The organism is Gimesia sp., assembly GCF_048262075.1.
Classification (GTDB): domain Bacteria; phylum Planctomycetota; class Planctomycetia; order Planctomycetales; family Planctomycetaceae; genus Gimesia.
The window spans coordinates 122,254-134,604 of record NZ_JBLXFK010000016.1; the positions used below are offsets into that span (position 1 = coordinate 122,254).

Sequence of the window (12,351 nt, forward strand, 5' to 3'; positions counted from 1 at the left end):
GAAAAACAGACAGGCCCTCCGGACATCCCGCAGGGCCTGTGATTCTCAAGTCGATGCTAAACGCCTATTAGAATTCGCCAATCACTTCACCGCCACTGCGGGTACTGAGTGCACGGTAGGTATTGAGATCGATATTCTCACTGAGGGAGCGGACAGATCCGTCCATCAGCAAAGCATGTACGATCCCGGTGTGATAGCTGCGTGCTGTGACGGCAGCATAAGTCGGGCCGCTACAGGTCTGGGCTTCGCGGCAGGACGTGTAATCACCGGCACCTGTTGCGCCAGAGGCAGTTGGTACGACAACTTTGGTGTTGGGGGGCAATGTGGTCGTAAAACCGGTCTGGTGAACGCGTCCGTCTACCCATTCCGTGTGTCCGCTGTTGCCTTTGTTGTCTCCTCCACCGGCGATTAAAGCTTCCACTCCCCCGGCAGTACTGGGGATGGATGACGTACCTGCATCGCCGTCCCGGTTATAGGCAGTGAATGCTTTGACTTCCGCGAAGCAGAGCGTGTTGGTGGTCCCGTCGGTAAAGTCGCGAGGCTTGGTCTTACTGTTGGGGTAGAAAGAACCATCGCCCCCGCTCAGGCTGGTATTGGTGAAAACGCGCCAGGTGCCTCCGTTGTACCCATAACTGACTGGATAATGTTGAGGCGCTCCGGAAGAGTCCGTCCGAGTTTTATCGTTTACTTCACTGGGGCATATGAAAAAAGGGACACGAGTATAAGCGATGCTCGCGTCACTCTGGCCTGAATAGTTGGTTGAAAAATCAATGTTATTAAACAGGTTGGCTGCATCCCCGAAAGGAAGAATTCGCGCGTGAATGGACCATTGTCCGCCTTGTGTATAGCCGCTGCTTCCGTCAGGACTCACACTGAATGCAGGGGGAAAGACAGTGTAGGCGGAAAGGTAGTTGTGTAATGCGAGTCCAAATTGCTTGAGGTTGTTTTTACATTGGCTGCGGCGCGCTGCTTCGCGTGCCTGTTGAACTGCAGGCAGCAGTAATGCAATCAGGATGGCGATGATGGCGATGACGACCAGGAGTTCAATCAACGTGAATCCACGTTTGTATTGTCTCAGGGTTTGGCGGGAGTTTGAGTGTTGCCCCATTTCTCTTCTTTCTGGTGAAAAGGTGAAGTGGCAACGTGCTCCCAAGTATGCGTTCATGCAACGTGCATACAGATTCCGGCGGGTATCTGAAAATAAGCCGTCTTGCCGATAATTCAGTAAAATATAGGAGACTTGGTGTCAACTCTTTATTGACACTGAGTCTCAGGATCATTATGTTATCGGTCAGTCGGGTCAATTGCAAGTAATGAACGACTCGATTTTTCGCATTTTTTAGTGCGAGAATTCAACTCGGAAGAGGATGTTTGATTTAGATCCTGTCTGAGAATGCGGAAATGAATTTAGAGCATTTCAATTAGTAATGGTGAGAAATCACGGTTACTTGGGGCGTATTGACATGCGATTTTTGAAATCTCTTAATTTTGGTACGTATAAACCCATGAGCGAACAAGAAAACACGGAACGTCTGTCACCAGCCGCCCCCCCCCAAGAAATTCCTGCAGAAGTGATCGGTTCAGAAGCGATTCTGCAAGGCAAACAGGAGGTATTGATTCGGCACGGTGAGACCACCTACCGCCTGAGAATTACTCAGAACGGAAAACTGATTCTCTGCAAATAGCATAATGGTGCTACGCAGGCAGAGAGAGTGTTCTCAAGAGATAACCCGAATCTGAACCGATTGCTGGAACGCATCCTGTAGCTGATCGTGTTGCAGCCATTCTGAACAGAAGCTGGACTGTATCCCGTTTTACGGTAGCGTCTTCAGGACTGTTAGGCCTGAGTAGATTCGATTGCGGAACGCTATACTTAAATGTAATGCGCTTTAGTTAGAAAACGCGAGTTGGAGGCTATCCAGAAGATCCTGCTCCAGAGCAGGATCGCGTCCCCGTGGAATCCAACCGACCGGGTTGCTGCGCTCCTGGACCAGATTCAGATCTCGACGCAAACTGAGATCCTGCTGAAAAGTCGCTCCGCCCGGGGCAGTGGATGTGTTCGTATTCACATCTTCAATTTCCTTGAAGGCTTCGACTCCCAGCAGGTAGCCCCCCTCTATTGGCGTCACACTGACAAAAACGCGACGACGTATCGATTGCAGGCTGCTTTCCAGTCGATTATCAAATCCTACCGTGTCTCCGTGCCAGGGCTCCAGAAAGTTGGCCCCCACTTTATAATCTGTTTCAATTCTCCCATCCAGCTTGTTTTCGCGGGCGATGGCGAACTTGTAGTTATGGATCGTATCAACGACTCGTTCCCAGACCACATCCTGATTGGTACCCGTAATCTGGATCGGATTGCTGACGGTCATAGGCGCAGGTTGATTCCCGCCTGTGACACAGCTAGTGCACAGGATGCATAACATCAGCAATTTGATAAGGTTACAAGTCATTTACGGATGCCGTCAGTCAGACTGCATTTTGATCATTTTGTAATAGACAGGCACGATGAGAGTGATTTCTCAGTGGTCAACTTTGATGGGACGGGGAAAGGGATTGTCTTGAGGTTTCCTCAAACAGCTGCCAAGTTTCCCAGATTAATAAATCTGAGGCAAGATCACTTTGAAAATCCATTTGTAATGTTTGTTCAATAACTTCTGCAGGCTACTCTCTGTACTGAATTCTGTTTAAAATCGCTGATTGAAGTGATTGTCTTAAAACGTTTTAACCTCAATACAGGTAACACCATGGAATACTTTGCAGACGTCCCGAAAATTGAGTACGAAGGTCCCCAAAGCAAAAATCCACTCGCCTTCAAGCATTATTGTCCGGAAGAAGAAATTGAAGGCCAGACGATGCGGGATTTGTTTCGCTTCAGCATCTGCTACTGGCACACGTTTCGGGGCACCGGCAGTGATCCCTTTGGTGGCCCTACTCTGCAGCGTCCCTGGGATGATGGCACTGATTCCGTCGAAAATGCACTCAAACGGGTTGATGTTGCTTTTGAGTTCTTTGAAAAACTTCAGGCGCCTTATTACTGCTTTCACGATAAAGATGTCTCCCCCGATGGTGCGACTCTGAAAGAAGCCAACGAAAATTTTGATCGCATTGCTGACAAACTGCTCGAGGCCCAGGAACGAACGGGCATCAAGCTGTTGTGGGGTACCGCGAACATGTTTTCCCATCCTCGTTTCATGCATGGCGCAGCCACCAGCCCGAATGCAGACGTCTTTGCCTACGCCGCTGCCCAGGTCAAAAAGGCGATGGAAGTGACCCATAAACTGGGCGGAGAAAATTATGTGTTCTGGGGGGGCCGTGAAGGGTATATGAATCTCTTCAATACGGATATGAAACGGGAACTCGATCATTTAGCCCGCTTCATGCATATGGCGGTTGAGCATGCTCAGAAAATTGGATTCAAAGGACAGTTTCTGTTCGAACCCAAGCCCAAAGAGCCGACCAAGCATCAGTACGATTTCGACGCGGCCGCCTGTTTGAACTTCCTGCGTACCTATGATCTGCTGGACCATGTCAAACTGAATATTGAAACCAATCACGCGACACTCGCCGGTCATACGATGATGCACGAACTGGTTTACTCTTCTATTCAGGGTTCCCTGGGCAGTATTGACGCGAATACGGGTGACCTGCTGCTGGGCTGGGATACCGATCAGTTTCCGACTGATATTTACCTGACGACCCAGTGTATGCTGGCCATTCTGGAGCAGGGGGGACTGGCGCCGGGGGGAGTCAACTTCGATGCAAAGGTCCGTCGCGAAAGCTTCGAACCGATTGACCTGTTCTATGCACACGTCGGTGGCATGGATGCGTTTGCCCGGGGCGCAAAGATCGCGGCTCAGATTCGCAAAGATGGCATCCTCTCTGATTTCGTTGCCAAACGTTATGCCAGCTACAATGACGGGATTGGGAAACAGATTGAAGAGGGGAGTGTTTCGTTTGCTGATCTGGAAACCTACATGCTGGAAAAAGGAGATTCCGACGCGAACCTGAGTGGTCGTCAGGAATGGATCGAAAATGTGATCAACGATTATATTTAAAGATGCGACCAGGCTGAAAAACAATTGGATGGCCCTCTGTATTTTTGAAGTACAGAGGGCTGTCTGTGTTTTGCGTTCTGTATTTTTACGGTCTGCATTTTTATAGTCAAGATCTGGAAAATTCAAAAAAGCTCTGCCTGGCTGCCCTCCGTGAAGTATGTTTCAAACGGGACTCTCTTTTATTGAGCGACAGAACGATTTAATCAATCGCTGGAGTTCCTGTTGTCAAAGGACCACAGGTTGATATTCGAGAATTGAGGTGCAAGATGGTGGAAACAATACAGGATACCTGGCGTGAGTATTCCTCTTTTTATCTCAGCTATTTGAGCAAGCGATGGGATAATATCTCTCCCATGGAATACGGGATTGTGCTGGTTTCGATCGCAGTGGTGGGCTGGCTGCTGATGCGAAGTGGTGCCAAAAAGGCCTGAACTTTCGACAGTGCCAATCACGCAGATGCCCCGCTGACAGATAATGTCCCCCCTGTGCGCGGAGAAAAAACTTGTCTGCGGATTCCTCTTGCTCCCATTCCGGAAATCATTAAGATCTCCCCTCCTGCTGCGGGAGACGAGTTTTCCGGCGGATCGCCAGACCGACTGTTTTTTCTTTTTTTTGAAAAACGAGGCAACAGTCAGGCCTGTGAATGCCGATGAATTTTACAGCCTGCAGCAAGCAGTGAACAATTCAGATTCAATACCTGTGTCAGCGTGAATTTTTTGTTTTGATTTAATTCACCCATCGACGAGTGTATTGACGATGCATACAATGAAGTCAGTATTCTGTCATTTCAAATTCCGTCGGAGGATCCTAAAACTTAGCATGGACCGGAATCATTAGTGGTGAGTGCCAGGCACTACCCGATTCGCCGTCCTTCTTGCAGCGACCCCACCGTCGCAATGTTATGACAGCAATACGATGAAAGTCGTGACCTCAAAAGGGCGCGGCTTTTTTTATTGCGCGGATTTTAAGACACAGGCCAGCGTGGATTCGTTGACTGCCAGGGCGTACAGGGCTTGACTGGATTTAGAAGAAAGCCGTTTCATTTCTTGATACGGGGCTGTTTAGATGGCACAATCTAATAGAATTAGACTGTGTCCAGTTTTATCATAGCGTTTCCAGGGCTGTTTACCCTGAGCATATTAGATTGAGAGACGCTATAGTTAAATGTGATGCGATCTAGAATTCGCCGCAACTCTCCGGATCCTGATGTTGATTCATGAATATTTCGAAAACCTCACTGGGCCGCTCTTTTTCCCACTCGATACTGAAATCGTTTTCTCGATCCCGGCTGTTCTCCAAGGGGAGCATGTGGATCTGGCCGATCGCCGGTACGATCCTGCTGTTGATACTGGGCTTCATCGTTCGTTCGGTTGTGGAAGAGTCCGCACGACAGACTGTCGCAGATAATCTGCAGACCATTCTGGATGCAGATGTCGCGGCCCTTGAGATCTGGCTGGAGCGGGAAGAGTCCCTGGCGGAAGTACTCGCAGAAGAACCCCGCGTGCAGAAGCTGACAGCGGAACTGGTGGCTTTGAATCAGCAGAATGCCGACGACCGCGAAGCCTTGTTGCATTCCCAGGCTTTGGGGGAACTGCGGCAGGAATTCGAATCGGAACTCGAACATCTGAACTACCTGGATATCGGCTTGATCAGCCTGGAAGGCAGGATTTTAGCGTCTTCACGGGATGAACCGATCGGTCGGGCAGATTTACCGATTCAAGAGTCGGCTCTGGAAGCAGTCAGCCAGGGAAAGGCAACCGTAACGCGTCCTTTTGAAAGTGTATTCGTCCGCAAGGATAAAACAGGAGAACTCAAATCCGGATTACCAACCATGCTGGCGCTGGCGCCGGTGAACGATGCTGACGGGAATCCGATCGCCGCGCTATCTTTATTAATTCGTCCCGAGATTAACTTCACCCGTATTCTTTCTATCGCCCGCGCCGGGAAGACCGGGGAGACGTATGCGTTCGATAAAGAGGGGACGATGTTATCGCAAAGCCGTTTTGACGACGACCTGAAAATGATCGGCCTGATACCCGATCGCGCTGACGCACACTCGATTCTCAATATTCAGCTTCGTGACCCACAGGTGAATATGGCAGAGGGGAACCGACCCGCGTCAAGACTGGCGGATCGATCTTTAACCCGCATGGCGGCCTCGGCCGTACAGGGGGAGGCCGGTGTCGATGCGAACGGCTATCGCGATTATCGAGGCGTGCCTGTCGTGGGTGCGTGGGTGTGGCTGCCGGAATATGATTTCGGCGTTGCTACCGAGATGGACGCCGCGGAAGCGTATCGTCCCTTGTATCTGTTGCGTTACAGTTTCTGGGGACTGTTCGCGCTGCTGGCTTTGGGAGCGATTGTGATTTTTGTCTTCACAATTATCGTTGCCCGCAAAGAACAGGAAACCCGTCGTGCTGTGATCAAAGCCAAACAACTCGGGCAGTACGCGCTCGAAGAAAAACTGGGAGAAGGGGGGATGGGTGTTGTCTATCGCGGCCAGCATGCGATGCTCAGGCGACCGACGGCGATCAAGCTGTTGGATATTGAGAAAACCACCGATGAAGCCGTCGCCCGTTTTGAACGCGAGGTGCAACTCACCAGCCAGTTAAATCATCCGAATACGATTGCCATTTACGACTTTGGCCGTACCCCGGAAGGCGTGTTCTACTATGCGATGGAGCTACTGGATGGTATCAACCTGGACGATCTGGTCAAGCAGTATGGTCCGCAGCCCGAAAGCCGGGTGATTCATCTGCTGAAACAGATCGCAGGTTCTTTAGCAGAAGCACATCAGCTGGGAGTCATCCACCGCGATGTGAAACCGGCGAATATCTTCCTGACGCACCGTGGCGGCGTCTACGACTTTATCAAGCTGCTCGATTTCGGTCTGGTGAAAGCCGTCGATGGCAGAGAGCAGGCTTCATTAACGTCCACCAATTCGATGGCGGGCACGCCGATGTATCTCTCTCCGGAAGGCATCAATCATCCGGACGCCGTCGATGGTCGCAGCGATCTGTACGCATTGGGAGCAGTCGCCTATTACCTGCTGACCGGGACAACGGTGTTTGATGGAGAGTCGATCATCGAGATCTGCATGAAGCACGTGCAGGAACAGCCACAAAGTCTCTCGGAACGCCTGGGGAAATCGGTCTCCGCCGATCTGGAACAGATCGTCATGCAGTGCCTGGAGAAGGACCCGGAAAAACGACCGCAGACCGCCGGCGAAGTCCTACTGGATCTGTCGACATGCCAATATGATGGCAAGTGGTCGATCCTGGATGCCAGCCAATGGTGGGCGCAACAGATGCAAGGTCAGGCGACACAGTTTCAATCCGGCATTCAGGGCAAGACATCATCCAGCTCCGTAGCGGAAGCGACATTGATTGTGAATCTGTCGCAGGATCAGTAAACGTAAATAAGTGATCAATGAAATGTCAAATCCACAGACTGCACTCAGCGTCTATCAGACAATCATCGACGAGTTTGTAAGTAAAACTCGATTATATGGATCCAGCGCGCACGTAGCCGAGAGCGGAGTCTTCTCAAACGCTCCTGATCATGCAAAGTTCAATCAATTCATCGCGACTTTGACTCATCTGCAACGAGAACTCTTGTCAGAGATGCTGCAGGAAGAACGTGACAGCGCGATACATGATATTCTGGCGAGTTTGTCCGAGTGGATCGATTGCCAGGATGTTGGGCTTACCTACCAGGGGAAGCCCATGCCAGTCGACCTCAGCGGTATGGGATTGCACGGCGACTATGTCGGCCGACGAGAGGGATGGGAGTGGCCATCCCAAAGCGAGTCTGAAGATTCTTAGAGGGAATCAATTTACATGCGAGCAACTGTCGATTGTCAAAGAAATGATGACCAGTGGTACCGGGAATCGGTCTATGACTAACGAAGAAATTCGTCAGGTTTTAGATACATGTCTGGAACGGGAATTACCTGGTTTCGAACCCCCTTCATTGGAAGACTGGCAGTCACTGGAAAATCGATTCGCCTGTCGTTTTCCCGCCGAGATGCGTGATTTTATCGATCTCATGGCGGAGTATGAGTTTCCGGGAGAGATTTTTAATGTTGGCGCGAGACCGAACAATGGAAACGACACTATCGAATTCTCATACGACTTTGAATCGAAAGAGAACCCGACCTGGGCTGCAGAGATGATTCCTTTTTATTCGATTGGCAATGGAGATTACTTCTGTGTTTCCTCGCTTCAATGCCCGGAAACGCCCGTTTTCTATTACTATGCAGAACAGGGACGTTTTAAACACTATTCTGATCGTTTCGAGAAGTGGATCGAAGCGCTGCCTCAGTTTCTGTCATAGTTAAGAAACGATAGCTCCAGGACTCTCTTATTCGGGCCGCCTTATCGCTGGCTTGGGCTGCTTCTCATCTGAATTTCACCAAAATATTAAAGTAAGCCGTTTTTTCTGTAAGTCATCCTCTTTTCAAGTTACTAATACTTATGGAAAGGGGTGTGGGCCTGTTGAACGAAGCACAAAAGACGCTGTTCCTGAACTGGCTGGACGAGCATGGCTCGGCGGTCGTGAAAGTCGCACGCGCCTATACTCTTAACAGCGAAGAGACACAGGACCTGGCACAGGAGATTCTACTGCAAGCCTGGAAGTCCTTGCCAAGGTTCGAGCAGAAGTCGAGTGCTGCGACGTGGTTTTATCGCGTGGCACTGCAGACCGCGATGAACTGGCAACGTAAAGAGAAACCGCGGCGGATTATTCAGAAGCCTCTGCTCGAAGTTCATACCGTCATCACGGAAGGTGTGAATTCAGCCGACGCGGCTCAGCAGCGGGATACCGTGGAGCAATTGTATCGCGCGATTCGACAGTTACCCCAGGCGGATGCCGCGCTGGTACTGCTCTACCTGGATGAACTCAGTTACCGTGAGATGTCCGACGTTCTGGGGATTTCGGAAAATAATGTGGGTGTGAAACTGAACCGGGCTAAACAAAAACTGAATGAATTGATGAAAGGGGAAGCTGATGGCTCCTGATGAATTTCAACAAGCCTGGCAGGCACAGGCGTCCCGGACACGTGTCACCATCGATGCAGATTTGCTCCGCCAGGAAGTGCAGCGCGACCAGCAGGATTTCCGGACGAAGATTTTCTATCGCGATTTGGGGGAAGTCGGAGTCGCGTTAATGCTGATTCCCATCTGGATCACTCTGGGAGTCATGACGGAATCGACCTGGTCATGGTATCTGACGGTGCCGGTCCTGGTCTGGATGGCCGGCTTCATGCTCGTCTATCGCCGGCGTCATCAGCAGGCGCCGAGTGAACCGGATGAACCGCTGCTGAGTTGTGTGCAGCGTTCCATCACCGAGGTGGATGATCAGATCTGGCTGTTGCGGAATGTCTTCTGGTGGTACCTGCTGCCCCCCAGCGTTTCCATCCTGATTTTCTTTGCGCATACTTCCTGGTCAGCACGGTCGGGGCGCGAGTTGTATGCGCTCATTTTCTTCCTCCTGCTCGCTGGTTCTTTGCTGGCGATGTATTACTGGCTCTATTCATTAAATCAACGGGCTGTACGTCTCCAACTGGAACCGCGACGCCAGGAGTTGTTGACGTTGCTTGCCAGTCTGCAGGATGAAACAACGGGCAACGGTGCACAGGATCAAATCGCGCTGCCGGGATTGCCTTTTACGGACCAGAAACTCCGCATGCCAACTACTTCCCCGGTCCGGATTATCATCGGCGTGTTCGTTCTGCTGTTCATCATCATGCTACTGGTTGTATACTTGCTGAGTACGAACCTGCATTTCCTGTCAGCTAAAAACTATCCCAGAATATCTCCCTTCGCAGCAGTGCGCTGGCAGGAGTCCCAGCCGGAAGTCAAAGTAAAGGATGAATGGTATCAGCTCGTGTCGTTGAACGGCATCTCTGCCTCTGAGATCGTGGATTTCAGCAAGCAGATCTACGACGACAAATGGCAGAAACGGTTCGAAGAGGACCTCGTGGAACTGCTGACCCGCATGGGGCATCCGCCTGAGGATAAGGTGACGCTGGTCGTGCAGCCACTCACGTCGCCAGCGAGACAGACTCTAAAAGACGTTCCCATGACGTATGCCAACCGCCGGGCCATCCGGGAAGCAGCGCAACAGCGGGAGAGTTCAAATCCTTAGTGCGAGGAACACGAAGCAACCTCCAAACCACACAAAATACGAAATGATCCTGTTCGCAGAAGTTTTAAAAAGGTAGCATCAAGGGAGCAGAACAGGGGTGGTGGACAAGAGCCTTGAAATCCATAATTTCCAAAAGATATCCTGCGAGGTAATCAATAGAGAGATGGGACGTATCCAGGATGAGTTCTTAATAAATAGCGTGATCAAAGGGTTTCCGCCGATACTGAATCCTGAAGATGCCATATCTCTCGTTCGTTTTTGTCGAGAACAAAAAGTGAAAGTCTTAGGAATCGATGGCTTTCATGTTTATGGTCAGAGCATACAACCTGATATGACAGAGAGTATCGAATTTTCCAGTAATCTTCGGATGGATTCTGATTGCTGGTGTGCAGCAGAGCAGTTTCTTACAGCTCGTATTAATCGCGGATTATTTTTTGAAATCGTTGTGGATGAGTAGAAGAGTATAAGGAGGGGAAGGGGGCAGTGACAGTCTTGAATTGTGTCAAGAGGCAAGAAAAGTATGATTCCTACCTGCCCCTTTATTGATTAACAGTCGTCAGAGGATCATTCGACATGGGTGGAACGTCTTACCGGCTAAGTGGTGAATTGGAACCAGAGCGAATCGATTCCGGACCGCGGCACAAAACGCTCCTTGAAAAATTACTGAGCCGCCTCGGAGCTCGTAAGCAGAAGCAGGTTTCTGACTTCGACGCATCATTCATTGATCTGCCACCGGGTGGATTAGTGCAGATTGCATCAGCGTTCAGAGAATTTCTCACTCACGAATTAATTTCTCCGTGGCCTGCGACAAAAACACTTGGGGAATACCTGAAAATGGGATACCCTGCGGTCTATCTCCGTGGTGAAAAAAGTACAGAGCAAGCTGATGATGAATGGTTTGTACAAATCGCATTCTCCGGTTGTGCAGGAATGGCGCAAGTTTCGTCTGAAGTGGCAGTCCATTGGTTGGAAGCCTGGCTCAAGAACAATATTGAACAACTCAATGAAACGATTCTGAAACCGGAAGGATTCACTGCCTATCTGAAACTCAAAGAGATGGCCGATGATCCGTTAACCACCTTCGTTCCTGTCGGTACTGTGGAGTACGGCTGTTATGCCTCACTCACTTTCCTGGAGGGAGAGCCGCCCGAATTCAACATCGACGAAAGTCAGGTGGCGGCGTACGACGATTGTGGTGAAGAACTGTTGGCTGAAATTCAAAGTCAACTGGGTGAATTGATGGCCGACGGCCGCTGCCGTTGTCAGTTATGTATGCCCGACTACCAGCCGAAGAATTCCATCCCTCTTTAACGGCTACCAATCTGTACCCAATTGAGGAGGGAAGAGCATATCGGGGTCTGACCCCTTTTACGTTTCTTACAAAAGCGATTGAGCTCGCCATTCATTTTCGGGTACCAGCACGATAAAGCAGGAAAGCGCCAGCGCCGAAAACGCAAACGATTACGGCAATAATGACAATTTCAAAGAATCCAGGCATTGTTGTTTTCCATTTCGAGAGATCGGTTTGTTGATTAACAGTCATTCGCTGCAGGGCTAGCGAATATTGGCAACGAAATCATTTTTTGTTCGATTTTCGAAGAGATTACATTAATACTATTTGATACCTGAATTTGAGCCTAAAGTGTGTGAAAAGCTTGTTCTATTGTCCGGGAAAAAATCGTTTCCCGGACATTAAAAAAATAAGGACCGCGCAGTAAAAGTGACCGGGTAACATCATTTACCCGGTCACTTTATTTAATGAGAATCTCTTAAAAGGGTCGATATTCGACACGTTCGAGAATTCAAATCAAGCTCACGACGAGTTTCTGGGGCAGCGACTCGCCAACTTTCTACTTAGGTCTTTAACACCGACGCGAGTAATAGACTTTGCTTCGCCACAGAAGTTTGCCCAACTTCCGCGTGTTGTAATTGAGGCCAAGTATATTCATGGCGACCGGACAAGCATAACGATCACGGTCACCGGACCGTGGCTTGAGATGTTGAGTTCAAAATTTGTCAGACCCACGGTTCCAGTGCATCGTCTTGTTATTTGGCTGGTTTTGATTTTGATCAGACTTTACACCATAGCAACGTGGGGCCAATGAACCTGTATAAAAAAGACACGACCTTTAAGGTTGCCCGTGAA

General features: G+C 49.9%; 12 protein-coding genes. 10 read left to right on the forward strand and 2 right to left on the reverse strand.

Annotation, left to right across the window (positions count from 1 at the left end; all coding sequences use genetic code 11):
• Window positions 1-67 precede the first annotated feature (67 nt).
• Window positions 68-1,108 (reverse strand): DUF1559 domain-containing protein, encoded by a 1,041-nt coding sequence (locus tag ACN0YH_RS24115; RefSeq protein WP_417382150.1) that lies wholly within the window; start codon window positions 1,106-1,108, stop codon window positions 68-70.
• Window positions 1,109-1,505: 397 nt separating this feature from the next.
• Here ACN0YH_RS24115 and ACN0YH_RS24120 point away from each other — a divergent pair, with 397 nt between their 5' ends.
• A complete protein-coding gene (locus ACN0YH_RS24120; protein ID WP_417382151.1) occupies window positions 1,506-1,685 on the forward strand; it encodes a hemin uptake protein HemP in 180 nt (59 codons plus the stop codon).
• Between the two features lie 204 nt (window positions 1,686-1,889).
• Here the strand turns inward: ACN0YH_RS24120 and ACN0YH_RS24125 are convergent, their stop codons facing one another.
• On the reverse strand, window positions 1,890-2,372 hold the full coding sequence (locus ACN0YH_RS24125; protein WP_417382152.1) for a hypothetical protein: 483 nt from the start codon (window positions 2,370-2,372) through the stop codon (window positions 1,890-1,892).
• A gap of 375 nt (window positions 2,373-2,747) precedes the next feature.
• Here ACN0YH_RS24125 and xylA point away from each other — a divergent pair, with 375 nt between their 5' ends.
• From xylA to ACN0YH_RS24170, 9 genes are all read left to right on the forward strand, one after another.
• On the forward strand, window positions 2,748-4,058 hold the full coding sequence (xylA, locus tag ACN0YH_RS24130; RefSeq protein WP_417382153.1) for a xylose isomerase: 1,311 nt from the start codon (window positions 2,748-2,750) through the stop codon (window positions 4,056-4,058).
• A 266-nt stretch (window positions 4,059-4,324) separates the two neighbouring features.
• Window positions 4,325-4,489 (forward strand): hypothetical protein, encoded by a 165-nt coding sequence (locus ACN0YH_RS24135; RefSeq protein ID WP_417382154.1) that lies wholly within the window; start codon window positions 4,325-4,327, stop codon window positions 4,487-4,489.
• A gap of 785 nt (window positions 4,490-5,274) precedes the next feature.
• The gene (locus ACN0YH_RS24140) at window positions 5,275-7,470 is read left to right on the forward strand and encodes a serine/threonine protein kinase (protein WP_417382155.1); all 2,196 of its coding nucleotides are present in this window, start codon (window positions 5,275-5,277) and stop codon (window positions 7,468-7,470) included.
• A 22-nt stretch (window positions 7,471-7,492) separates the two neighbouring features.
• Window positions 7,493-7,882, forward strand: a complete 390-nt coding sequence (locus tag ACN0YH_RS24145; protein ID WP_417382156.1) for a DUF6547 family protein — start codon at window positions 7,493-7,495, stop codon at window positions 7,880-7,882.
• Between the two features lie 73 nt (window positions 7,883-7,955).
• A complete protein-coding gene (locus tag ACN0YH_RS24150) occupies window positions 7,956-8,393 on the forward strand; it encodes an SMI1/KNR4 family protein (RefSeq protein WP_417382157.1) in 438 nt (145 codons plus the stop codon).
• A 158-nt stretch (window positions 8,394-8,551) separates the two neighbouring features.
• Window positions 8,552-9,076 carry an RNA polymerase sigma factor gene (locus tag ACN0YH_RS24155; protein WP_417382180.1) on the forward strand — a complete coding sequence of 175 codons (525 nt, stop codon included), beginning with the start codon at window positions 8,552-8,554 and terminating at the stop codon, window positions 9,074-9,076.
• Window positions 9,066-10,205: a hypothetical protein gene (locus ACN0YH_RS24160; RefSeq protein ID WP_417382158.1), complete on the forward strand. Its 1,140-nt coding sequence runs from the start codon at window positions 9,066-9,068 to the stop codon at window positions 10,203-10,205. Before ACN0YH_RS24155 ends, ACN0YH_RS24160 begins: the two co-directional genes overlap by 11 nt.
• A 100-nt stretch (window positions 10,206-10,305) precedes the next feature.
• The gene (locus tag ACN0YH_RS24165; protein ID WP_417382159.1) at window positions 10,306-10,662 is read left to right on the forward strand and encodes a hypothetical protein; all 357 of its coding nucleotides are present in this window, start codon (window positions 10,306-10,308) and stop codon (window positions 10,660-10,662) included.
• 116 nt (window positions 10,663-10,778) lie between these two features.
• Window positions 10,779-11,516 carry a hypothetical protein gene (locus tag ACN0YH_RS24170; protein ID WP_417382160.1) on the forward strand — a complete coding sequence of 246 codons (738 nt, stop codon included), beginning with the start codon at window positions 10,779-10,781 and terminating at the stop codon, window positions 11,514-11,516.
• Window positions 11,517-12,351 lie beyond the last annotated feature (835 nt).